The organism is Rhizobium gallicum bv. gallicum R602sp, assembly GCF_000816845.1.
Lineage (GTDB): Bacteria > Pseudomonadota > Alphaproteobacteria > Rhizobiales > Rhizobiaceae > Rhizobium > Rhizobium gallicum.
Genome location: NZ_CP006880.1, coordinates 1138522 through 1160866 on the forward strand (window position 1 = coordinate 1138522; position 22345 = coordinate 1160866).

23 protein-coding genes are annotated in these 22345 nt (G+C 59.9%); 3 read left to right on the top strand and 20 right to left on the bottom strand.

All coding sequences use genetic code 11. The features are described 5' to 3' along the window. The first annotated feature begins 27 nt into the window (after nt 1-27). Together RGR602_RS28545 and RGR602_RS37740 are read left to right on the top strand one after the other, a co-directional pair. Nucleotides 28-741 (top strand): DUF6065 family protein, encoded by a 714-nt coding sequence (locus tag RGR602_RS28545; RefSeq protein ID WP_040115395.1) that lies wholly within the window; start codon nt 28-30, stop codon nt 739-741. 133 nt (nt 742-874) lie between these two features. After that, nucleotides 875-1213, top strand: a complete 339-nt coding sequence (locus RGR602_RS37740; RefSeq protein ID WP_170250529.1) for a hypothetical protein — start codon at nt 875-877, stop codon at nt 1211-1213. A gap of 45 nt (nt 1214-1258) precedes the next feature. Here RGR602_RS37740 and RGR602_RS28555 read toward each other — a convergent pair whose 3' ends face one another. Further along, entirely contained in the window at nt 1259-2038 is a 780-nt protein-coding gene (locus RGR602_RS28555; protein ID WP_040115396.1) for an anti-sigma factor, read from the bottom strand. Further along, nucleotides 2035-2577: an RNA polymerase sigma factor gene (locus RGR602_RS28560; RefSeq protein WP_040115397.1), complete on the bottom strand. Its 543-nt coding sequence runs from the start codon at nt 2575-2577 to the stop codon at nt 2035-2037. Before RGR602_RS28560 ends, RGR602_RS28555 begins: the two co-directional genes overlap by 4 nt. A gap of 135 nt (nt 2578-2712) precedes the next feature. Between RGR602_RS28560 and RGR602_RS28565 the strand changes: the two genes are divergently transcribed. Beyond that, nucleotides 2713-4095, top strand: a complete 1383-nt coding sequence (locus RGR602_RS28565) for a S8 family serine peptidase (RefSeq protein ID WP_040115398.1) — start codon at nt 2713-2715, stop codon at nt 4093-4095. Between the two features lie 220 nt (nt 4096-4315). On the opposite strand, the gene RGR602_RS28570 is transcribed toward RGR602_RS28565, so the two are convergent. The 18 genes from RGR602_RS28570 to RGR602_RS28655 form a co-directional block, all read right to left on the bottom strand. Further along, nucleotides 4316-5311 (bottom strand): dihydroxyacetone kinase subunit DhaK, encoded by a 996-nt coding sequence (locus RGR602_RS28570; protein WP_040115399.1) that lies wholly within the window; start codon nt 5309-5311, stop codon nt 4316-4318. A 59-nt stretch (nt 5312-5370) separates the two neighbouring features. After that, nucleotides 5371-5781, bottom strand: coding sequence for a hypothetical protein (locus RGR602_RS28575; RefSeq protein WP_040115400.1), 411 nt, complete (start codon nt 5779-5781; stop codon nt 5371-5373). A 1-nt stretch (nt 5782) separates the two neighbouring features. After that, on the bottom strand, nt 5783-7390 hold the full coding sequence (locus RGR602_RS28580) for a putative PEP-binding protein (RefSeq protein WP_040115401.1): 1608 nt from the start codon (nt 7388-7390) through the stop codon (nt 5783-5785). Next, nucleotides 7374-7718, bottom strand: coding sequence for an HPr family phosphocarrier protein (locus RGR602_RS28585; protein ID WP_040115402.1), 345 nt, complete (start codon nt 7716-7718; stop codon nt 7374-7376). Before RGR602_RS28585 ends, RGR602_RS28580 begins: the two co-directional genes overlap by 17 nt. Then, a complete protein-coding gene (gene dhaM / locus RGR602_RS28590; protein WP_040115403.1) occupies nt 7718-8119 on the bottom strand; it encodes a dihydroxyacetone kinase phosphoryl donor subunit DhaM in 402 nt (133 codons plus the stop codon). Before dhaM ends, RGR602_RS28585 begins: the two co-directional genes overlap by 1 nt. Continuing rightward, nucleotides 8116-8730, bottom strand: a complete 615-nt coding sequence (dhaL, locus tag RGR602_RS28595) for a dihydroxyacetone kinase subunit DhaL (RefSeq protein WP_040115404.1) — start codon at nt 8728-8730, stop codon at nt 8116-8118. Before dhaL ends, dhaM begins: the two co-directional genes overlap by 4 nt. A gap of 28 nt (nt 8731-8758) precedes the next feature. Further along, a complete protein-coding gene (locus tag RGR602_RS28600) occupies nt 8759-10414 on the bottom strand; it encodes a dihydroxyacetone kinase subunit DhaK (RefSeq protein ID WP_040115405.1) in 1656 nt (551 codons plus the stop codon). A gap of 53 nt (nt 10415-10467) precedes the next feature. Next, nucleotides 10468-11475: an ABC transporter ATP-binding protein gene (locus RGR602_RS28605; RefSeq protein ID WP_040115406.1), complete on the bottom strand. Its 1008-nt coding sequence runs from the start codon at nt 11473-11475 to the stop codon at nt 10468-10470. Continuing rightward, complete coding sequence (locus RGR602_RS28610) at nt 11468-12565, bottom strand: ABC transporter ATP-binding protein (protein WP_040115407.1); 1098 nt, start codon at nt 12563-12565, stop codon at nt 11468-11470. The genes RGR602_RS28605 and RGR602_RS28610 overlap by 8 nt, the downstream gene beginning before the upstream one ends. 3 nt (nt 12566-12568) lie before the next feature. Then, nucleotides 12569-12781 carry a hypothetical protein gene (locus RGR602_RS28615; protein ID WP_040115408.1) on the bottom strand — a complete coding sequence of 71 codons (213 nt, stop codon included), beginning with the start codon at nt 12779-12781 and terminating at the stop codon, nt 12569-12571. Then, a complete protein-coding gene (locus tag RGR602_RS28620; RefSeq protein ID WP_040115409.1) occupies nt 12778-13731 on the bottom strand; it encodes a carbohydrate ABC transporter permease in 954 nt (317 codons plus the stop codon). The genes RGR602_RS28615 and RGR602_RS28620 overlap by 4 nt, the downstream gene beginning before the upstream one ends. Beyond that, nucleotides 13728-14693 (bottom strand): carbohydrate ABC transporter permease, encoded by a 966-nt coding sequence (locus tag RGR602_RS28625; protein WP_170250546.1) that lies wholly within the window; start codon nt 14691-14693, stop codon nt 13728-13730. The genes RGR602_RS28620 and RGR602_RS28625 overlap by 4 nt, the downstream gene beginning before the upstream one ends. A 98-nt stretch (nt 14694-14791) precedes the next feature. Further along, a complete protein-coding gene (locus RGR602_RS28630; protein WP_040115411.1) occupies nt 14792-16117 on the bottom strand; it encodes an ABC transporter substrate-binding protein in 1326 nt (441 codons plus the stop codon). A 253-nt stretch (nt 16118-16370) separates the two neighbouring features. Further along, the gene (locus tag RGR602_RS28635) at nt 16371-17483 is read right to left on the bottom strand and encodes an ABC transporter permease (protein WP_040115412.1); all 1113 of its coding nucleotides are present in this window, start codon (nt 17481-17483) and stop codon (nt 16371-16373) included. A 1-nt stretch (nt 17484) separates the two neighbouring features. Next, nucleotides 17485-18633, bottom strand: coding sequence for an ABC transporter permease (locus RGR602_RS28640; protein WP_407692062.1), 1149 nt, complete (start codon nt 18631-18633; stop codon nt 17485-17487). After that, nucleotides 18630-20372, bottom strand: coding sequence for an ATP-binding cassette domain-containing protein (locus tag RGR602_RS28645; protein ID WP_040115413.1), 1743 nt, complete (start codon nt 20370-20372; stop codon nt 18630-18632). Before RGR602_RS28645 ends, RGR602_RS28640 begins: the two co-directional genes overlap by 4 nt. Continuing rightward, nucleotides 20369-21379: a secretion protein HlyD gene (gene hlyD / locus RGR602_RS28650; protein WP_040115414.1), complete on the bottom strand. Its 1011-nt coding sequence runs from the start codon at nt 21377-21379 to the stop codon at nt 20369-20371. Before hlyD ends, RGR602_RS28645 begins: the two co-directional genes overlap by 4 nt. After that, nucleotides 21376-22074, bottom strand: a complete 699-nt coding sequence (locus tag RGR602_RS28655) for a CerR family C-terminal domain-containing protein (protein ID WP_040115415.1) — start codon at nt 22072-22074, stop codon at nt 21376-21378. Before RGR602_RS28655 ends, hlyD begins: the two co-directional genes overlap by 4 nt. Nucleotides 22075-22345 lie beyond the last annotated feature (271 nt).

Here is a 22345-nt window from a genome sequence, read left to right on the forward strand (position 1 = left end):
ACCCGATCATTGGACCGGAGAACGAGCATGTTTCATTTTCGACAGAAAGACCCAGACAAGATTCATTTCCTTTGCCAGCCGGAAGATCTTGAGGTCATCGCGCCACCAGTGCCTGCCAAGTCGGTTCTGCCGGAGTGGTATCGCAAGCTGCCGGTGGTCGATGCAAAGCATCAGTCGACCACAGATAGCGGTCTGACCATTAAACGCTGCATGCCGTTTCTCGACGCTATGATGACCGGCTGGATCTTGCCGCTGGCAGCGACGGTACGGCTTGAGATCAAGGAGGACGGCAGGAGCGTCGAGGCGGGCTGGGAGTTCGACCGGGTCATGGTCAGTAATCACGGCGTCCATCAGGTCGCGGGCAATCCGAAAGAGCCCGGCCCGCCCTGCAAGTTTCATAATTACTGGTCGATCCGCACGCCACCTGGATGGAGTTGCCTCTTCGTGCCGCCGCTCAACCGGCCAGCGCAGCCGTTCGAATGCGTGGCGGGTATCGTCGACACCGACACTTACACGGCTCATATCCACTTTCCGTTTTTTGCGACGGCGCCCGACGGACTCTATGTCATCGAGAAGGGAACGCCGCTTGTGCAGGTGATCCCGATTCACCGCAATCGCGCGGCAATCAATGCGGAAATTCGCCGCGAAACCCGGGAAGAGGCAATGAACCGCCAGACAATCTACCGCAACACCATTGCCGGCCACGGGTGGTACCGCAAGGGCGCACGCGCTGCCCGCTGAAATTTCAGCGAGCGAGCAACGAGACGGGGGCCGGATAGTCCGGCCCCCGTTCCTTATCCTGCGCTGTCATTAACGCCAGGAGCGCCAATGGTGACGCGAATGATACGAGCCATCAGAACCGCTCGAGCTCGAATTGGAAGAACTGTTCGAAGAGGAATTCGAAGAACGGTTCGACGATGAGTTCGAGTTAGAATTCGATGAACTGTTCGAAGACGAATTGGAGTTCGAATTGCTTGATGAATTCGAACTCGAATTTGACGAGCTATTGCCGGCAACGACGATTGCACCGTCGCTCTGGCTGCTCGACTGTTTCCCGCCGTCAGGTTGTATCGTCGTGTATTCCTTGGCCTGTACGGCAGAACCTGCCAGCGCCGCGACGCCGGCGATAAGGGCCGTGCTCAGTTTCCAGGATTTTTTCATGCCAGTTACTCCTTTTGAAAACAGGACCGGCTGCTCCGGTCCGGCAGAGTAACGGGCGGCACAAGGTTCTATTCCCGACTTCCGAACGCTTTTAATTTTACGCCCCGTCACGGATTTCGGCGAGCGCCTTCGCCTCTTCGGACGCCTCGATCGGCGGCTTGGCATCAATGGCTGAAAGGTAGGCGTCGAGCGCATCCGTGGATGAAGCCGGCGCATAGCCGCCGCTGCCGCCAGCAGCAGCCACTGCGAACGCCACGCGCCATTGCTCACCGGACCGGCAGGCGACCGAAACCACGGTCGAGCGGTCGGGCGAATCGACTTCGAACTCGCGGCAAAGCGCCTGCGCATTGTCACGGAAGGTTGCGATTGCCCGGAACCGCTGGTTGGAACCGGCCAACTGCCGCTCCTGGCCGGAAACAACCGTTGCCAGGGCCTCGTTGAGCGCGGAGGCGCTGACCCCGGCAACCTGAAGGCCGGCCGAGGCAGGCTCTTCGGACTGCGCCAGCCAATACCCGCCCAATCCACCGAGAATGGCGGTAAGCGACGCGGCGATCGGGGTGAACCAGCGGCGGGCGACGACCTGATCGTTGGCTGTACGTCGCCGGAATGGCAACACGGATGCAGCACCCTGATCGGCGGCCTTCTTTTTTGCGATCATGGCTTCGATTGCCTGGGTCAGCTCGGCCGGAACCGGTTCGTCCAAAAGCGGTTCCAGCGCCGTCTGTGCCGCTGCTCGTGTCTCCAGGAAAAATGCCACGCGGGGGACGAGCTCATCGTCCGTCTCCATGGCACGTTCAATCTCGGCCGCCGTTTTAGGATCAAGCTCGCCATCGGCAAAGCGCATCAGTGTCTCATCTGAAAAATCCGTCTTGGTCATGCCTTGGCCTCTTTCGTCTCCTCAGAACGGGTTGTCTCCGCCGTTATTCCAGCGGCGTCTGCGAGATTTTTTCGTGCTCGGGCCAGGCGGCTCATGACCGTTCCGATTGGAATGGTGAGTATATCGGCTGTCTCGCGGTAGGAGAGCTCTTCGACGCAGACGAGGATAAGTACCTCGCGTTGTTCGTCTGGAAGATCGGTAATTGCCTCAGCGACGCTCTTGAGCGTCAGTGACGCTTCGACAATGCGCTCGCCGGAAGAGCCTGCGATGTCGTGACGCTCTGAAATATCCTCCTGAATGCCTGCCGTCTTCTGCCGGCGGACCTGGTCGATCCAGAGATTGCGGAGAATGCGGAACATCCAGGCGTCGAAGCGTGTACCGGGTTCGAATCGTTCTGTATTGGCAAGCGCGCGCTCACAAGCCATTTGCACGAGGTCGTCGGCGATGTCGCGCGTTCCACAGAGCGATATTGCAAATCGCCGCATGTTCGGCAGAAAGGCGATCAGTTGGTCTTCAACGCTCTCCTTCCGCATGGTCATGGTCGATTGGTTCTTCCCTTGATCGGAATAACGCGCGGTTAAGCGCGTTTTCTGGCAATCTATCGTTATTGCCCAGTTACTCCAAGTGATTGGTTCTGCCCGATAGACAACCCGCAGCCATTGAGGAGGCATAAAATGCGAGAATGGTTATCGCTGTTTGGACCAAGGACCAAGGGACGCTTTCTTGTGGCTCTTTTGCTTTCCAGCGGCCTCACGCTTGCTGACGGCTGGCCCGCGGCCGAACTGGTGGGCATAGGATCCGCTCTTGCCGATGACGATGATGGTGGTGATGATGGTGATGACGATGGCGATGATCATGGCGGCGGGAGGTCTGATGCCTCCGATTCAGGCGGCAGGAGCCTTTTTAGGATGTTCGGCAATGCGCCGCGCGCGCCGCGGCGCGCGCGTTCATCGGTTGCCGATTTGCCGATCCAGGACCCCGACGAGATCGTGGGTTCGGGTTTTACTGCGCTACAGCTCGACCAGCTATCGGCAGCCGGTTTCGAAATCATCGAGCGGCAAGCGCTCTCCGCTGTCAACACAGAAGTGGTAAAGCTGCGCATTCCGTCCAGTCTTGCACTCAATGCTGCGCGAGAGTTGGCGGCCACCTTGGCGCCGCAAGCCAGGATCGACTTCAATCACTACTATCGGCCGGAGCAGAGCCCCGACCTGCGCTGCGGCACGGCCGATTGCCTTGCGCGGACCGTTATAGGCTGGCCGGCGGAGCAGGAAGGAGAGGGAACTTGCGCAAGCGAAGTTGGCATCGGACTGGTCGATACAGCTGTCAATGCCGATCACGGCGTTTTCGCCGGCAGCAGCATCGAAACCATCCGGCTCGCCGACGATACGCTGCCGGATTCGGGGCAGCAGCATGGAACGGCTGTTGCGGCCCTTCTGGTCGGGGCGACGACGAGCCGGACGCCGGGGTTGGTACCAGGCGCGACGTTGATCGCTGTCGACCCATTTTATCGGGCGCGACGTCAGGACGATCGCTCGGAGGCCTATAATCTCGTACGGGCGTTGGACTTGCTGGCTGAGCGTGAGGTCGAGGTCATCAATCTCAGTCTTGCCGGCCCCGCCAATTTGCTGCTCGAAGAGGCTGTGCGGAGGGTCAGCGAACGCGGCATCATCATCGTTGCCGCCGTCGGCAATGCCGGCCCTAGGTCCGACCCATCCTATCCTGCGGCCTATGAGGAGGTCGTTGCTGTTACGGCAATCGACCGGAACAAGAACCCTTACAGACGCGCGGGGCGTGGTCAGCACATCGACTTGGCAGCCCCCGGTGTCGCGGTCTGGACTGCTGCATCCGTCAGCGGTGGGCGAGCGAAAACCGGTACCTCTTTCGCGGCGCCCTTTGTCACCGCGGCAGCCGCGCGGATGAAAGGCGCAAGTCCTGGTCTTGCCCCCGAGCGCATTCGCGATGCGCTGACGCGAAGCGCGGAAGATCTCGGCGAACCCGGCAAGGATCCGATCTTCGGGTGGGGGCTTTTGAACGCGCGCACACTCTGTGGGGCGTGAGGGTGCAATTATGAAATTCGGCAAGTAACGGCGGCCCTATTAGGCGGGCGTTGCGCGCGCTTTCGCCGCACGACCAGACTAGCGACTCTAAGGATCGCGACGTGTTTAAAGCTCGTGCGGAGGTATTTGGAACGGCACCCGCAGGTTCGCGATGGATGCCTTCCCTTGAACAATGCGTCGAGGATCGCTCGGCGGGGGCGTGAGACGACGGCATGCCCCGTCACGGCGACAAATGCAGCGCTGCCGTTGCCACCGGCGAGTCCCATAAAGCGATCTCGTCGTCGGTCAGCAAAGCCAGTGTGACCGACAAGCCCTGCATATCGAGCGAGGTGACATAGGTGCCAACCAGCGCGCGTTCGATGTGAATCAACCGCTCTTCCATGAAACGGTGAGCGGCGTTGTAGGCAAGGTAGAGTTCGGCCGGCGGCGTGCCGCCAAGGCCGTTGACGAAGAGCAAGGCTTTCGTATCCGGCTGGATGGAGATGTCTGCCGAGATTGTTTCGCAAAGATGACGGATGATGGCGTCGGCGGCCAGGAGGCGTTGTCTCGAATGGCCCGGCTCCCCATGGATGCCGACGCCCATTTCCATTTCGTCCGTGTTCAATGAAAATGTCGTGCGCTGGATCTGTGGTATCGTGACTCCGCTAAGCGCCACCCCCATTGTCCGGATACGTCCGTTCAGGCGGTCGCCGATCCGCTTCAATTCCTCAAGCGGCAGGCCCCGTTCCGCAGCCGCACCGATGATTTTCTCGACGACCAGTGTGCCTGCAACGGCGCGGCGTCCTCGGCCTTCGCCGGTTCTGCCCGTCTCGATATCGTCGCTGACGATGACAGTTTCGATCCTGTGCCGGTGGGCGGCCATTTCTATCGCCATCTCGAAGTTCATGATGTCGCCGTCATAATTCTTGATGATGAGCAGGCATCCGGCACCTGTGTCCGCCTCCTCTATGGCGCTCACGATCTGGTCGGGCGTCGGCGAGGTAAAAATATGCCCGACGCAGGCCGCATCCAGCATTCCCTTGCCGACAAATCCGATATGCATAGGCTCGTGACCGGCGCCGCCACCCGAGATGAGTGCGACCTTACCTGGTGTGAAGTGTCGACGGCGGACGCATTTTCGCCCTGCGCCGAACACGACGATCTCCCCATGGGCGCGCACGAAGCCTTCCAGGCTTTCGGCGACCATGGTTGCCGCAGTGTTCATGAACTTCTTCATCGAGCCCTCCCCAAGGCGGCGCTATGTTTGAGGTCCTCAGCCGTTCCGCGAAATGCTGATCAATCCGTACCTGCGGAAAGCGCGGCGATCTTCTGCACCAAGTCGGAGATCGCCTCCTCCAGCAGACGGTTCTTCCTGTCGTCGCCGAAATCCGGAACCATGATGGAAAGTTGCCGCAACTTTTCAGCATTGCCAAGCTCCGGAAGTTTCCCCGGATGCGCTGTTTGATAGGCGTTCAGGAAACGCTCCTGCTCGGCGGCACTGAAGTGGCAAACCCGAAAAATCGTCGCCAAATGCCGGGCCGGCAGAGGTGTTGCATAGGTCGGGCTCGTGACCTGCGTAACGAAGCTTCGGTGTTTTCCGAGCTCCGTGGCAAGTCGCTGGCGGGTGCCGGAGGGGCGATTGTCGATGATCTGCGCCAGGATGGACTTGTAGGCGATAATGGCGTCTTCGGTGTCGTCGCGCGCCATTTTACTCTCCGGCTGCCTTTGTTCCATCGGCTCTCAATCCGACGATCGCGGATCTTATCGCGGGAAGCTGTACGGGCGCCACGGAAAAGTGCCGCAGGCCGATCGCAAGCAATCCCGCAAGCCATTGCGGATCGCCCGCGATGTCTCCGCAGATGCTAACAGGTTTGCCGCCCTTTGCCGCAAGGCGCATCGCTCCTTCAAGGAAACGAAACAGCGCGGGTATGGTCGCGCGATGAACGACCGTCGAGTTGGCGCCGTCGCGAGACGAAGCAGCGAGATGCTGTGTGAGGTCATTGGTTCCGAACGAAAAGAAATCTGCGGTTTCAAAGGTGTCCAGCATCACTGCAGCGGCCGGCACTTCCACCATCATGCCGATCGCAGGGATGGGGTGAGGTATGCCGCGTGTGGCGAGCCGCACGGCTTCCTCATGAAATATGCTCCGCATCTCGTTGATCTCTGACGGAAAGGTCACCATTGGCAGCATCACGCGAAGATCGCCGTGGACTGCGGCACGCAGCAGGGCGCGTGCCTGCACGCGAGCAATTTCTGGGTGTGCGAGCAGGAGCCTGATGCCCCGAAGATCCGTTGTCGGTCCGGCAGGCGGTACACCGAGCCCGGCAAGCGGCTTGTCGCCGCCGATATCCAGCATGCGGACAATCACCGGCTTGCCAGCCGCCCATTTCAGGAGGCGACGATAGATGACAATCTGCTTCTCTTCGCTCGCCGCATCCGCGACCGACGAGACTGCAAATTCCGATCGCATCAATCCAATGCCTGCCGTCGTCACCGGCTCAACTGAGTCCAGTTCGGCCGGGTCGTTAACATTGATCGACAGCAGGATTCGCGTTCCATCGGCCGTGCGTACCTCACCGTTGTCACAAGGACTGGCATGCGTGAACGTGGAAATCGATTGCGGGGAAGCCGATTCAACGCGTGCACCGTCGGCATGGACGGCGACTGCACCGCTGTCCGCATCGACCCGAATATAATCGCCTTCCGAAACGGCGAAACGCCCAGCGTTGACGACCATAGGGATCGATTTCGCCCGTGCGAGCAGCGCGACGTGGCCGATGGCACTGCCATTGAAGAGCGCGATGCCTCCGCCCCCCGACCAATCATGTGCCAGGAAGCGGCTCGGCTCCATATCCCTGCCAACGAAGATCGAGCCGGCCGGAAAGTCCGCGATGGGCGTTCCGGTCAATGCGCATAGCACACGGTTCTTGATGTCCAGGATATCGACGGCGCGCGCCCGTACCTGCTCTTCGTCTGCCGTTTCCAATTCGCCGATGTAGTCGTCAAGCGTACCTGCCCATGCGAAGACGATATTTTCTCCGGCATTCATACGCGCTTCAGCCGTCTCCGCTATCGTCGGGTCGCGAAGAACCTCGATCTGGAAATCGATGATGTCCCGGCTTTCGGCGTCCGACCTCCCGGCAAGGGCTTCAAGTTCGTCGACCGATGTTTCGATGGCGTCCATGAGCGCCTGATATCCTGAAGCGGACTGCGGTCGAGACGAGAGGGCGGCATCAGGCAGTTCCCCAAGGTGCACCGGTCCGTAGGCGACGCCGGAAGAAGCGCTCGTTGCTTTCAGGCTATCCCGTTCGGCCATGGTTCTTGTCCTCGTCGAAATTGCGTTCGACGAGTTCCTTCAATGCCTTGATTGCCTCTTCCGCCAGAATGCCGTCAGCTCTTATGCGTAGAACCGATCCCTTGCGGATTCTGGCACTCATGATCTTGATAATGCTCTTGCCGTTCAGCCAGACATCGCTGCCGTTCACGGCGACTTCGATCGAACATGGGAACGACTTTGCTAGCCGGGTGAATGTCACGGCCGGGCGCGCGTGCAGTCCAACGACATGCTTGACCTCCACCTCCGTCTGGCAGCTGACATGCAATCGCGTGGCCTCCGTGGTCTCTATTCGCAATTCACTGCTCATCAGGGTGAGAGCTCCTCGGCCGTGGCGACGACTTTTGCAAGCGACGCACCGCCGGAGGCCTCTGCCGCCGCGATGACGGCGCCTTCTACCAAAGGGGCGTTGCAGATCGCAACGAGCGCCGACCGCGGCGCGCCGAGCATTTCGATCGCCATCTCGCTGTTCGTTTCCGCCCCGCCGAGATCGACGAAGACGGCGACGCCTGCATCCGACCAGGCCGCCTCGATTGCCCGCAGGATGCCGCCAGCATCGGTGCCGAGCTCGCCGCGAACATTGCCTCCGGACCAGGCGAGCGGCACGCAATCACCCACCATCTGCCGCACCATGTCGGCAATACCTCGCGCGACCAGCGGCGAGTGGGAGACGATTACGATTCCGACGTTTGCGGCATTTCCAGTCGTCATCCCCGATGGTTCTCCCCGAAATAATGGCAGATGGCCGTGGTCAAAAGCGCGCAGCTTGACGCACCCGGGTCGACATGACCGATCGAACGATCGCCGAGATAAGACGCGCGGCCGCGCATGGCCTTCATGGCGGCGGTCAGATTGGCGGAGAGCTCGGCGCGCCGCGCGACATCGATCAGCGTCGAAGATTGGGCAAGCGCATCCTGTACCGGATAGAGCACGTCGAGCAGCGTCTTGTCGCCTGCATGCGAACGTCCGCGCCTTGCAACCGCATCGATCGCCTTTTTCAGCACGATCGGAAACTCTTCAGTCCCGTCCCGTGCGCGCAGCTCCCGGCCGATTTCCATCAGCAGTGTCCCGTAAAGAGGACCCGCAGCGCCGCCGACATTCATCACCAAAGTCATTCCTATCTTCTCCACGGCATCCGGCAAGGGGAGGTTGGAAAGGGCAGCCCCTTGCGCGCTCACCGCCTCGCATCCGCGCCGCATGTTGCTGCCGTGGTCTCCATCGCCGATCGCGCAATCAAGCGCGCAAAGATGATCTGTGTTCGCCGTGATGACCGCCCGGCAAGCTTCGATCAGTCCCAAAACAAGCACTGGTTCTGCCTGCACCTCATATCCTCCCAACGGCGGCGCGTTTTTACGCCATGCTTGTCGCTGCAATGGCTGCCGCGACCTCGAATGCGCCCGCGACCGCCACCGCACCAGGATCGGGCACTCCTTCCAGATCCTTCTCTCCGACATACGAGGCACGTCCGGCCTTTGCCTTCTTCATTGCCTTCGTCGACTCTGCACCTGCCACAGCCGCCTTCGCCGCCGCCGCGACGCTGCCGGAGGTGAGGGCTGCGAGCGCCGGGGCCAGCGCATCGACCATCGTGCGGTCACCGATCCCGGCTCCACCATAAAACGTCATCCGATCGAGCCCGGCAAGAAGAGCCGCGGCGATATCGGATTTTTCCGCCATGGCCTTGGCTGCGGCGGTAAAGAAGATCGACAGCAGAACGCCGCTCGAGCCCCCCATGCTGATACTCAGAATGTCGCCGACCGAAGCCAGGGTGGCGGCGGGCTCCTTGAGCGGCAAAGTGTCGATGCGGGCAAGCACGCTGCGAGCGCCGGTTGCCACCGTGGAGCCAGTGTCTCCGTCGCCGACGCGGCCGTCCAAACGGTTGAGCTCGCTTTCGAGCGAGACCAGGTGCTCGCAGAGTGCTGTTATCAGGCGACGGCTCTGGCCGTGGTCGCTGGCCGCGGCTGTTCCACTCGGATTGGCGCCTGTTTGGGGAGCCGCAATGGCCTTGATCCCATGATGTTCGACTGCAGGTACCCAGGCATGGGGTTCGACCGGCGCCATCAAAGCCGCCTCGCGGGCGCCATCCAACCGGATCAGGGAAAGCGAGAAACCGTTCATGTTGAGCGCCGTCATCATTGGCGCCGGCCCGATAATCAATTTGATGCGGCGCCCAAGGGAGCAAGACAGGACGGTATTGGCGATCACGCCCATTTCGAGGGGCGGAACGGCGCCAAGATTGTTGATGAGCAGGGCATGGCTTCGCGAGTCGTCCACCTTTGCGGCAAGCCGCTCAGTCATAGTGGCAACGATATCGGCGACCGATTGGAGCGCGATACGTTCGGCGCCTGGTTCCCCATGGATACCAAGGCCAAGTTCGCCTTCGTTCGCGCCAAGGCGATCTTCGTGCGACTGGCCGGGTACGCTGCAGGTCGATAGCGACATCCCGAGCGAAACGATATCGGTTGCTGTGGATGTAGCGTGTGCGGCGACCGTCTTCAGATCCGTTCCGATCTCGGCATAATATCCGGCAATCTTGTGAACGAACAGGGTGCCGGCGACGCCGCGCGGTTGGTTGATATGCGGGATCGCGATGTCGTCCGCAACAATGACCATCTCGACGTCGAAACCTTCGGCGCGGGCCTTCTCGGCCGCGAGGCCGAAATTCAAGCGGTCGCCGGTGTAATTCTTGACGATCAACAGGGCTCCCTTGGGTCCGGTAACGGCGCGGATCGCCGTCAGAACCGCGTCGACGCTTGGCGAAGCAAAGATCTCGCCGGATACCGCTGCCGTCAGCATGCCCTTGCCGACGAACCCGGCGTGCGAAGGCTCATGTCCCGCACCGCCGCCTGAAATGATTGCCACTTTTGAATGGTCCCAGTCCGCGCGCAATATCACCTTGATTTCGGGGAATGTGTCCAGACGGGCAAGGCGGCCCGGGCCGCTTGTGAGCAGTAGGCCGTCCAGAGCTTCTGTGACGATGTCTTTCCGGCGATTGAAGAAATGTTTCATTGATTGAGACCCGTCTGTTTTTTGCATGCCTGTTTTGGTTCAGTTTCTTCGGTTCAAGCGAGCCGCTGTCCGCTTGCGTCGAAATAGAGCGGGTCGCGGAGCGTAAGATTGATCCTGTCGCCCGGTTTGATTGAGAGATATGGATCCGCAAGCGTGACGAGCTTGTGATCACGAACACGGATATGCAGGTGGTTCTGGTCGCCCAGGTGCTCGATCCAGTCGACCTCCGCATTTGCATCCTTGCCGACGACGATGTCGAGATGCTCAGTGCGTGCGCCGATTGTTTTCGTACCCTTGGGAGGACTTCCGCCAGGAAGTAGATCGGCGGGCAGCAGGTTGATATGCGGTTGTCCGAGACGGGCAGCGACATGAAGGTTGGCGGGATTGCCGTAGATTTCCCGAGGCGTGCCCACCTGCAGTAGCCTGCCTTCCGCGACAATGCCGATGCGATCCGCCATCGTCATGGCCTCCACCTGATCGTGGGTCACATAGAGCAGGGTCGAGCCCAGTTCCTTCTGGATGCGCTTGAGTTCCAGCCGAAGTTCCGCCCGAAGCTTGGCGTCGAGAGACGAAAGCGGTTCGTCCATGAGGTAGATCGCGGGTTCGCGCACCAGCGCTCGGCCGATTGCGACGCGCTGCATCTCTCCGCCGGAGAGACGGGTCGAGCGGTTATCCAACTTATGATCGATCCTCACCATCTGCGCAATCTCGCGGACGCGCCGATCGATCTCGTCGTTGCTCAACATTCGAACCGGCGCCCTAAGAGGAAATGCAAGGTTTTCGTAAACCGTCATGTGCGGATAAAGCGAATATTGCTGGAACACGAAAGCCACGTCGCGCTCGGCCGGGGATTGGCCAGCGACGTTGCGCCCGCCGATCTCGATACGGCCGCCGTCGGGCCGTTCTAGGCCGGCGATCAGGCGAAGCGTCGTCGTCTTGCCGGCCCCAGTCGGCCCCAGCAGCACGACGAATTCGCCATCGCGGATCGCAAGATCGAGGTTGCTGAGCGCCTGCGTGTCGCCGAAACGCATGTTGAGGTCTTTGAGAACGACATCAGCCATGCCGGACCTCCGAATAGAGCGATGAAGCGACCGCACGGCCCGACTGGCAGTCGAAGAGCGCAAGTTCGGCAGGGTTGAATTCGAGACCGACCGTTTCGCCGGTGCGGAAGTTACGGTTTGCCGGAACCCGGGCTTTGATCAATCCGCTGCGGGTTTCGATCGCCACGATCTGATTTGTTCCAAGATACTCGCTGCCATAGACGGCGCCGCGCAGGGCGGAGGCATCGCTGACGCGGATGTGCTCCGGCCGCACGCCAAGCGCCAGCTCGCCTACCCTCAAGTCCTGGTGAATCTCGGGAACGGCGACATCGACGCCATCAAGAGAGATGGATCGGTCTCCCTTCTGAAGGCCGGAGGTGAAGCGCATGAAATTCATCGGCGGTGAGCCGATGAAGTCCGCGACATACATGGTCGCAGGCTTGCTGTAGATTTCCTGCGGCGTTCCGAACTGCTCTATGACGCCATGGTTCATGACGGCGATCTTGTCGGCCATCGCCATCGCCTCATGCTGATCGTGCGTGACGTAGACCGTCGTCGCATGGATGCGGTTGTGCAATTCGCGCAGCTCATGAACCATGACCTCGCGGAACTCCGCATCGAGCGTACCGAGCGGTTCATCCATCAGGAAGCATTTCGGGCGCCGCACGATGGCGCGGCCGAGCGCCACGCGCTGCCGGTCGCCACCGGCAAGCCCGGAGACGGACCTCTCGAGAATATGGTCGATCTGTAGGAGGCGGGCGGTCTCCTGGACGCGTTCACGTATTCTCGCCTTCGGCATCCCTTGAGACAGCAACGGAAAGCCGATATTCTTGCGCACATTCATGTGCGGATAGAGCGCAAAGAGCTGGAAGACAAAGGCAATGTCGCGGGCGCTGGCGCGATTGAAGGTGACGTCCTCGCCGTCGAGGTAGATCTTGCCGCTGGTCGGCAGTTCGAGGCCGGCGATCATGCGAAGGGTGGTCGTCTTGCCGCAGCCGGATGGCCCGAGCAGGGCGAGAAACTCGCCGTCATCGACGACGAAGCTCGAGCCTTCGACGGCAGCGAAGCTGCCGAACTGTTTGCGGACATTTTCTATCTTGATCTCCGCCATGGTTCACTCCGCAAATTTCGAGACGATGATGAACATCGCTGTTCCGGTAAGCAGTGTGACCAGCGAGTAGGTGTAGAGCACCAGCAGGAAGGGTTGGAACAGCATCAGGAAACCTGCTGCAATTACCACCGTTGCAATGTTCTCCATCGGACCGCGTCGCAGGAAAAAAGACCGCTTCGGACGGTCAGGGCGGGGCGTTTCTATCATGTGCGTCATTTGCGGACCGCTCCGAAGGTGATGCCGCGCAGCAGCTGCTTGCGCAGGAGAATGGTGAAGACCAGGATCGGAATCAGGAAGATGGTGGTACCCGCTGCAACAGCCGGCCAGTCCTGCCCTCCTTCGCCGATGATTGTCGGGATGAATGGCGGTGCGGTCTGCGCGCTGCCCGATGTCAGAAGTGCGGCGAAGGCATATTCGTTCCAGGCGAAGATCAGGCAGAAGATGGCGGTGGCGGCGATGCCGGTCGTTGCCTGCGGCAGCACGACCTTCCGGAAGGCCTGCAGCCGGGTGTAGCCGTCGATCATCGCGGCCTCCTCGTATTCACGCGGGATCTCGTCGATGAAGCCTTTGAGCAGCCAGACAGCGAGCGACACATTGACCGCCGTGTAAAGCAGGATCATCCCCAATGCCGTGTCGGACAGCCCAAGTTCCCGGTACATCAGGTAGATCGGGATCGCGACGGCGATCGGCGGCATCATGCGCGTCGACAGGATGAAGAACAAAAGATCGTCGGCGAGCGGCACCCGGAAGCGCGAGAAGCCGTAGGCGGCCATCGTACCGAGCAAGACGGCGAGAAAAGTAGATCCGAACGCGATCACCAGGGAATTGATGAAGCGCGGCAAGAAATTCGAGGGGCCGGCGATCACCATGTTGCGCTTGCGGGTTACCTCATCGCAGGTGCCTGTCGGCTCTGGCAAGGAAGCAATGTATTCAGGCGTCTGCCGCGTTCTCGTGGTCAGAAGATTGCAATAGCCTTCAAGCGACGGTGTGAAGACGATCTTCGGCGGATAGCTGATGGAATCAGGCGGCGACTTGATGCTGGTCAGGAAAATCCAGACCAGCGGTACTAGAGTGATCAGCGCGTAGAGGATCACGATCGCGCCGGCGATCCGTTTGCTGGTGAAGCTCGGCTCAACGACCGAATGGGCGGAGTTCGCAGAGCTCATCGTTGTTTTACCTTGTTAAGAGCCTTGACGTAGATGTTGGCGAGACCGAACACCGCGACAAAGAGAACGATAGCAAAGGCGGAGGCGCGGCCGGTAGCCCAGCTCTCGAAGGCCGCGCGCTTCAGCGTGATCGAGGCGACCTCTGTAACCGAGCCAGGCCCGCCGCCGGTCAAAAGCGTTACCATGTCGAACATCTTGAAGTTCTCGATCCCGCGAAAGAGGATGGCGAGCATGATGAAAGGCAGCGCCATCGGCACCGTGATCGACCAGAATTGGCGCCATGCCGAGGCACGGTCGACCTCCGCGGCCTCGTAGATGTAGTCCGGGATCGAGCGCAGGCCGGCGAGGCAGATCAGCATCACATAGGGCGTCCACATCCAGGTATCGACGATGATGATCGCCCAAGGCGCAAGCGAAACGTCGCCGAGCATCCGGATATCCGACGTCGGAATGCCACTGAGCCAGGAGACCGCATAGGCGAAAAGGCCGATCTGCGGTTCGTAGAGAAAACGCCAGAAATTGCCGACAACAGCCGGAGACAGCATCATCGGAATCAGTATGATCGTCGTCCAGAAGGCATGGCCGCGAAATTTGCGATCGATCAGGTAGGCGAGTGTGAAGCCGATAACGGTTTGCAGGACGATCGTCCAGAAGACGAAATGCGCTGTCGTCTGCATCGCCTGCCAGACGTCCGGATCGGTTAAGACGCGCTCGTAATTTCTCAAACCCACCCCTTCGACAGCGGCATTCGGCCGGTTGGCACGATAGTTCGTGAAGGAAAGATAGATTGCCCAGATGAGCGGAAAAATGTTGATCGCGAGCAACAGGACGATGGCGGGAGCGATGAACAGCCATGCTATCGCTCGATCGGACAGGCCGCGCACCCGCCGGACCACGGAATTCGGCGTCATCTTTGCAGTCGCATCGGCTGCCTTCTCGACGATGGAATTGGAAATGTTCAAGATGTCACCTGGTCTCTGCGTATGTGAGACATCATGCGGCCCGGCTCCTTTGCCGATCCGGGCCCTCCAGACAAGAATTCCGCGTGTCCAGCCAGACACTAGATCTTGCCGTCGTCCTCGAACACTTGGGTCCAATCCTTCACCAAGCCGTCGAGAGCTTCCTGAGCGGTCCCATTGCCGGCGACCACATAATTATGAACCCGCTTCTGCATGGCTTGGAGAAGGGACGCGTAGCTCGGTTCGGCCCAGAAATCCTTGACGATCGCCATGGAGTCCAGAAACGCCTGAGCGTAAGGCTGGCTGCCGGCGAAGCCGGGCGCGTTGACGACGGAATTCAAGCAGGAGAAGCCGCCGAGCTCCCACCACTTGGCCTGCACATCAGGTTGTGCGAACCACTTGATGTACTGCAGCGCGCCGTCCTTCTTGTCGGAATAGGAGACAACCGAGATACCTTGTCCGCCGAGTTGGGCAAAGTGCGCCTTCTCGGCAGGATTCGGGAAGAAGCCGATGCGATCGCCGCCGACTTTCTCGTCTTTGTAAAGGCCGGGCCAGGTAAAGGCGAAATTCATCTGCATGGCGACCTGGCCGGATTTGAAGGCATCCGCGGATTCGACCATGTAGACGTTTGAACTGCCCGGCGGCGTGCAGCAATCATACAGGGACTTGTAGAATTCAAGGCCCTTTACCGCGTCGGGCGAATTGACGAAGCCTTCCATCTCGTAGGGCTTCTTGGGGTTGTCATATTGGAAGCCCCAATCATAGAGGACATTGGTCGCGCCCATGGTGATGCCCTCCGAGCCGCGCTCGGTATAGATCGAAGCGCCGTAAACGGTCTTTCCGTCGATCTCGCGCTTCTGGAAGAATTCGGCAATCTGCTTCAGTTGATCATAGGTCTTCGGCGCAGCGAGATCCCAGCCATATTTCTCTTTGAATTCCTTTTTGAGTTCCGGACGCTCGAACCAGTCTTTGCGGTAGGTCCAGCCGACGACGTCGCCCATGGCCGGAAGCGCCCAGTAGTTCGGGGTATTCTTCGGCCACTCGGAGTAACCGACAACTGTTGCCGGCACGAAGTCATCCATCTTGATGCCTTCCTTGTCGAAAAAGTCGTTGAGCTTGACGTAGTGTCCATTCTCCGCTGATCCGCCGATCCATTGGCTGTCGCCGATAATCAGGTCGCAGAGCTTGCCGTGAGAGTTGAGTTCATTGAGAAAGCGGTCGGCATAGCTCGTCCATGGGACAAACTCGAACTTCATCGTCGTGCCGGTCTTGGCCGAGAAGTCCTTTGACAGTTCCACGAGCGCGTTGGCTGGGTCCCAGGCGGCCCAGCAGAGTGTCAGTTCATCGGCTTTTGCAAGATTGGGCAGTGCCGACGAGAGCATGAGCGCCGAGGCCAACCCGAGAAGGGCTTTCGATTTCTTTTGCATAAGTTCCTCCCAGAACCAAAGGCCGGCTCCCACCGGCGTCGCAACTTCACCCACTTCTAAGGAATGCTCACATGAACTCCTCAATATTCATGTTTAGCAATGTGTTTAGTAAAATCCATTTTAATAAACAATGCAAGCGACAAAATCGCGGCACTGCACATGCCTTGGCGCTGCGCCGGCAGAAGGTGGTAGCCGCGATAAAGCAAGTGCCGCAGGGACAGTGTCAGGGGTTTTGGGAGACAGCTCGAAATGATCATTCGAGCCTTCTGCGAAATAGCCACGAGGCTGCGCTTAAGGTTCCGGCAGCAATCACGCAAAGCGGCCATGTCTGGTGCCACACCTCCATGACGGGAATGTCTTTGAGGAAGATGCCTTTTACAATCACCAGGAAGTAGCGCAGCGGGTTGATCAGTGTGACCGGCTGCAGCCAATCGGGCATGTTCTCGATCGGCGTTGCGAAGCCGGAAAGAAGCATAGCCGGCACCATGAACAGGAAGGCGCCGAGAATTGCCTGCTGCTGCGTCATAGACAAGGCGGAGATGAAAAGCCCCAGACCGGCGACCGATGCGAGATAGAAGAGCGAACTGCCGTAAAGAAGCAGCAGCGAACCGCGCAGCGGCACGCCGAAGATGAAGATCGCCGCTAGGATATAGACCGTCATGTGAAAGAGCCCGATTATCATCGGCGGGACAAGCTTGCCGATCAGGATCTCATGGGTGCGCAGCGGCGAGACCATCAACTGGTCGAAGGTACCGAGCTCGCGTTCGCGAGCGATCGAAAGGGCGGTGACGATAAGCCCGATGAGCAGCGCGATGCTGGCGATCAGGTTCGGCACCATGAACCATTGGAAGATCAGGTTGGGATTGAACCAGTTGCGCGGCACTGTCGTGACGGAACGGACAGCTCCTCGGACACCTGCAGGCGTCTCAGCAGATAATGTCGCGACAATCTGCATAAGGTATCCCGAAACGATCTGCGATGCATTGGAGCGCCGGCCGTCAAGGATGACCTGCAGATCGGCCGGTTCTCCCGCCTCGATCCTGCGTGAGAAATCGGCACCAATTTCGATTGCGGCGGTTACCGTCTGGCGATCGATAGCATCCCGCACGCTGGCTGGCGTGCCGGCGATGATCACCTTGCGGAATGTCGGCGAACCCTCGATGCGCCGCACGAGTTCTTGCCCCCAATAGCCGCTGTCGCGGCTGAGTAGCATCACATCGACATTTCGAACCTCGAGCGTCGCTGCATAGGAAAAGACCAGGAGCTGCACGATCGGCGGACCGATCAGGATGGTACGGCCCCTCGGATCGCGCAGTACGGCCAGCAGTTCTTTGACAATAAGCGCTTTCAGACGCGTCCACCACATCTTACGCAATCCTCTTTTTGGTGCTGCGTGCGGCAAGCAGGAAAAAGACAGAGCCGATCAGAAACATCACGAGGATCGCATGGAGGAACATCGGCCAGATATCGCCGGCCAGGAACACGGTCTGCAGGCTGGGGATCAGATAACGCGCCGGCACGATGAATGTGATCCATTGGATCACGGTCGGCATCGAATTGATCTCGAAGAGAAAACCGGACAGCAGGAAAGCGGGAAGGAAGGCCGTAATCAGTGCCAGCTGCGAGGCAAGGAACTGGTTCTTGGTGGCAGCCGAGATCAGCAGGCCCTGCCCGAGCGCCGGCATGAGGAAAACGGCGGACAGGGCATAGAGCGCCAGGACGGAACCGCGAAACGGAACGCCAAACAAAAAGACGGCAAGCAGCACGCAAAGCGTCATCGATGTGAGGCCGAGCAGGAAATAGGGGAGTATCTTGCCGGCAAGCAACTCGGCGGCCGTCACCGGCGTTGCCATCATCGCTTCCATCGTGCCCCGCTCCCATTCGCGGGCAACGACCAGCGATGTCAAAAGCGTTCCAACCAGCGTCATGACGATTGCGATCGAGCCTGGCACCAGAAATGACCGGCTGGTCAGTTCCGGATTGAACCAAAAGCGTTGCTCCACGGAAATCGGCGGGCCGTCTGCGGCAAGTTCGGACTGCTGCTGGAGCCGCCAGTTTGCCACGGCGCCCTGGACGTAGTTCTGCACGAAATTGGCGGTGTTGGGATCGGAACCGTCGACGATCACTTGGACCTGCGGCCGATTGCCTGCTGCATAATTCCGGGTGAACTCCGCCGGGATGACAATGATGCCGCGGATGCGGGAAAGTACCAGCTCTTCTGCGAAGAGCCGTCTGTCGCGGCCGGTGGTCACGGAAAAATAGCGGGATGCCTGGAAGCTTGCGGCAAGATCATTCGTCAGCGGTGTTGTTTCTTCGATGACCAATCCCACCCGCGTCCGCGTCGTGTCCAGCGAAACGCCGTAACCAAATAGAAAGAGCAGGATGAGCGGCAGCACAAATGCAATCAGAATGCTGCTCGGATCACGAATGACCTGAAGGCATTCCTTGCGAACCAATGCTGCAAAACGGCGGGTCCGGCTGGAGCGGGACACCGGTGCGAGGGGCGGGAGCGTCATGCCGCAATCCTCTCCTGCGAGGCTTGAACAAGCGCGATGAACGCATCCTCCATCGTCGGATCGGGGTTGTCGGCATTTGAAGAACGCGCCTTCAGCTCGTCCGGCGTACCGAGTGCGATCGAACGGCCCCGATAGATCAGCGAAATGCGATCGCAATATTCCGCCTCGTCCATGAAATGCGTGGTGACGAGGACGGTGACGCCTTTTTCTACGAGCCCGTTGATATGTGTCCAGAATTCGCGGCGCGTAATCGGATCGACGCCCGAGGTGGGTTCGTCGAGAAAGAGCGCCTCAGGTTCATGCATGACGGCGCAGGCAAGCGCCAACCTCTGCTTCAGCCCGAGCGGCAGGTCCTTTGCGGACATCGCAAGACGCGATTGAAGATCGAAGATCGATGTCATCAATTGCGTGCGCTCGCGCTTGCGCTGGCCGCTCAGTCCATAGACGCCGGCAAAGAAATCGAGGTTCTGCGCGACGCTGAGATCGCCATAAAGCGAGAATTTCTGCGCCATGTAGCCGAGGCGATTGCGCGCCTGTGCCGCATCGCGGCGCAGGTCGAAGCCGGCCACCCGCCCTTCGCCGCTCGTCGGTTTCAAAAGTCCGCACAGCATCTTGAAAGTCGTTGATTTGCCCGCACCGTTCGGCCCGAGCAGCCCGAATATCTGGCCTCGCGGAATATCGAACGTAATGTCGTCGGCTGCTGTGAAGTCGCCGAAGCGTTTGGTGAGACCGTTCGCTACGATCACCGGCTTGTCGTCCTTGCCGGTCAGAGGCTGCTGCGCCTCCGCAAGCCTCGACCGACCGCCTGGCCCTCCGCCCAGCATGTCGACGAAAGCGTCTTCGAAGCGCGGTTCTGTGGGGCTAACATTTGCGTTCGTGGCTGCGGCAAACACGCCATCGTGGCCGGTCGCGGTAACCAGTCGGATCGCTTCACCCTGGATGACACCGTCGATAACGCCGTCCTCGTCGAGAAGCTTCGCAAGCAGCTGACGGCGCCGACCCGAAACTCCGGTCAACCGAAAGACACGGTCTTTGACCTGGCCCGTCAGATCCTTCGGTTCACCGGAGAAAAGCAGCTTGCCCTCATTCATCAGCAGGACGCGATCGCAGGCCTCGGCCTCGTCGAGGTAGGCCGTCGACCAGACGACGCCGATGCCTTCCGCTGTCAGATTCTCGACCATCTTCCACAGGTCGCGCCGGGAAATCGGATCGACACCCACGCCGGGCTCGTCAAGGAGCAAAAGCCGAGGTTTTTTCAAAAGCGCGCAAGCAAGGCCGAGCTTCTGCTTCATGCCGCCCGAGAGCCTTCCGGCAAGACGGCCTGTGAAGCGTTTCAGGTCCGTGAAGGTCAGAAGTTCATCGAAGGTCGCTGCTCGTTCGCTTTTTGGCAGCCCGCGAAGGTCGGCGTAGAGATCGAGATTTTCCTGGACCGACAAATCCTCATAAAGTCCGAAGCGCTGGGGCATGTAGCCGATTGAAGCTTGGATGGCAGCCGATCCGTCGCGCGGTTCGAAGCCCAGCACCTTGACCGTACCTCCTTCCGGAAGCATGAGACCGGTCATCAGGCGGATCAGTGTGGTCTTGCCTGCTCCGTCGGGTCCGACGAGCCCGGTGATCTCGCTGCCGCGGATCGAGGCCGAAATTGTATCAAGTGCAGGTTTCGCCTCGCCGAACCGCTTCGTCACGTCCTTCAGGTGAACGAGCTCGGCGGTATCACGAGGTCTTTCTGCAGCACTCATTTTTTCGCTGCCTGCAATGACGGAAGGCGAAGCGTCACCGGCATGCCCTGGCGAAGATCCGGCCCGGGTTTTTCGATGACGACGCGCAGACGATAGACGAGGTCAGTGCGAAGTTCCGGTGTCTCGACGGATTTCGGCGTGAATTCTGCAACCGGAGAAATGAAGCCGATCCTGCCGTCATAGGCCTGATCCGGTTTGGTGTCGGACGTGACCTTGACCTTCATGCCCGGATGTATCCGACCGAGTTCCGCCTCTGCGACATAGCTGCGGACCCATACAGGCTCGGTCAGCGATAGCACATAGACGGCATCGGCGGACGATACGATCGCACCGGGCTCCTTGATCCGCGACAGGATGACGCCGTCGTTGGGTGCCCGAAGCTCCGTATCGCCAAGGGATGTCCGCGCCGTTGCAAGAGTGGCTTCGGCCGATTTCAACTGCGCTGCCGCAGCTGCGATGTCTTCGGCGCGGCTGCCTTCCTTCAACAACACGAGCGCCTGATTTGCCGATTCCGCACGTGCCGCAGCCATTGCTCTTGCAGCCGTCGCCTGATCGAGGCCCGCTTGAGAAACCGTACCCTGCGGCCGCAGCTGCCGGGCGCGGTCGTAAGCGAGATTGGCGTTATTCAGGTCAGCAAGGCTTTCGTTGTAAGATGCGCTTGCCTGCGCAATCTCTGCGGGCCGCGGACCGGCCCTGAGCTTGTCGAGTGTGGCACGCAGCGCGGCGACGCTTGCTTCCGCCGAACGGACCGCATAGTCGTAAGGTTCGGTGTCCAGCCGCGCCAGAATAGCACCGCGCTTGACGGTATCGCCCTCATCGACGCGTGCCTCTTCGAGCCGGCCACTTACCCGGAAAGCGAGCGAAACTTGGCGGATATCGACATTTCCGTAGAGTGTAAACTCCTTTGCGCCTTGCGGGGCCCAGCCGAGCCTCGACGGCACGTCGTACCACCAGCCGGCCGCGGCTGCGCCGGCGAGAAGGATCGCAGCCGGAATGATCTTGTTCATTCTGTTTCTCCTTTCGCCGGTTCGAGCAGCGCGACAAGGTTGCGCGCGTGGGCCTGCAGTGTTGCGATCTGCTCTTTGCCGATAAAATCCCATTCCATCTGCGCGAGCACTGCGGCGTTCGCCATGCGGAAGACCAGAAGGCTGCCGACGAAGGAGAGGGTGCGCAAACGCACGTTCTCGGAGGCAGGGTCGTCTTTCAAAATCGCCCCGATCAGCCGCCGTGCCATGTTGATCATCGGTCCCATGATGCCGGCATAGACCCTTTCGAAAGCCGCCGTCGGCTCCAACTGCTCGCGGATGATGAAGCGGGCCCAGGCCTCCGATTCCTTGCTGACGAAAAGGACGACCATTGTTTCGACGATCTCCGTCAGAAAGAGCCGTGCCTGCGACACATTCAACGGCGTGTTCGTTTCATCGATTTCTTCAAGATGGCGGCCGACGCGATGGCGGATGCCGGCGACATGTCCGGCGACAATTCCCGCAAGGTATTCGGCCGTTGCGATATAAAGCCCTTCCTTGCTGCCGAAGTAATAAGGGATGGCTTGTAGGTTGACGCCTGCCGTATCGGCAAGCTTGCGCGTACTAGCGCCGTCAAAGCCGTACCGGCCAAATACATCAAGTGCCGCCGCAAGCAGCCTCTCGCGGGTAACTTCGCTTCGGGATGCCTCGGTGTTTTTGGTGCCCGTTTCGTTCATGAGAGTTACTATATGGCGTTTCTTGATATCAGTCAATCGAATGAATTATAATGGCGTAAGTCATTGCACACGCCGCGACGCGCCGCTTTCCTCGGCGTTTCTTTCTGGCGGCGGGCGTGGATCGTTTACTTGAGGCCGACAATCACGGCATCTGTGGTGCTGGGGCCGACGATTTCCGCCAGTTTGCGGGCGAGATATCAGCCACGTTGTTTCGTCATATTGCGCAGCGAACGCGCCGTGCGGGCGTAGCGCCTGCGCCCGTCAGGGACGA

Coding starts and splice junctions, on each gene's coding strand:
- RGR602_RS28545 (WP_040115395.1), top strand. CDS start 28: ATGTTTCATTTTCGACAGAAAGACCCAGACAAGATTCATTTCCTTTGC.
- RGR602_RS28555 (WP_040115396.1), bottom strand. CDS start 2,038: ATGACCAAGACGGATTTTTCAGATGAGACACTGATGCGCTTTGCCGAT.
- RGR602_RS28560 (WP_040115397.1), bottom strand. CDS start 2,577: ATGACCATGCGGAAGGAGAGCGTTGAAGACCAACTGATCGCCTTTCTG.
- RGR602_RS28565 (WP_040115398.1), top strand. CDS start 2,713: ATGCGAGAATGGTTATCGCTGTTTGGACCAAGGACCAAGGGACGCTTT.
- RGR602_RS28570 (WP_040115399.1), bottom strand. CDS start 5,311: ATGAAGAAGTTCATGAACACTGCGGCAACCATGGTCGCCGAAAGCCTG.
- RGR602_RS28575 (WP_040115400.1), bottom strand. CDS start 5,781: ATGGCGCGCGACGACACCGAAGACGCCATTATCGCCTACAAGTCCATC.
- RGR602_RS28580 (WP_040115401.1), bottom strand. CDS start 7,390: ATGGCCGAACGGGATAGCCTGAAAGCAACGAGCGCTTCTTCCGGCGTC.
- RGR602_RS28585 (WP_040115402.1), bottom strand. CDS start 7,718: ATGAGCAGTGAATTGCGAATAGAGACCACGGAGGCCACGCGATTGCAT.
- dhaM (WP_040115403.1), bottom strand. CDS start 8,119: ATGACGACTGGAAATGCCGCAAACGTCGGAATCGTAATCGTCTCCCAC.
- RGR602_RS28600 (WP_040115405.1), bottom strand. CDS start 10,414: ATGAAACATTTCTTCAATCGCCGGAAAGACATCGTCACAGAAGCTCTG.
- RGR602_RS28605 (WP_040115406.1), bottom strand. CDS start 11,475: ATGGCTGATGTCGTTCTCAAAGACCTCAACATGCGTTTCGGCGACACG.
- RGR602_RS28610 (WP_040115407.1), bottom strand. CDS start 12,565: ATGGCGGAGATCAAGATAGAAAATGTCCGCAAACAGTTCGGCAGCTTC.
- RGR602_RS28615 (WP_040115408.1), bottom strand. CDS start 12,781: ATGACGCACATGATAGAAACGCCCCGCCCTGACCGTCCGAAGCGGTCT.
- RGR602_RS28620 (WP_040115409.1), bottom strand. CDS start 13,731: ATGAGCTCTGCGAACTCCGCCCATTCGGTCGTTGAGCCGAGCTTCACC.
- RGR602_RS28630 (WP_040115411.1), bottom strand. CDS start 16,117: ATGCAAAAGAAATCGAAAGCCCTTCTCGGGTTGGCCTCGGCGCTCATG.
- RGR602_RS28635 (WP_040115412.1), bottom strand. CDS start 17,483: ATGTGGTGGACGCGTCTGAAAGCGCTTATTGTCAAAGAACTGCTGGCC.
- RGR602_RS28640 (WP_407692062.1), bottom strand. CDS start 18,633: ATGACGCTCCCGCCCCTCGCACCGGTGTCCCGCTCCAGCCGGACCCGC.
- RGR602_RS28645 (WP_040115413.1), bottom strand. CDS start 20,372: ATGAGTGCTGCAGAAAGACCTCGTGATACCGCCGAGCTCGTTCACCTG.
- hlyD (WP_040115414.1), bottom strand. CDS start 21,379: ATGAACAAGATCATTCCGGCTGCGATCCTTCTCGCCGGCGCAGCCGCG.
- RGR602_RS28655 (WP_040115415.1), bottom strand. CDS start 22,074: ATGAACGAAACGGGCACCAAAAACACCGAGGCATCCCGAAGCGAAGTT.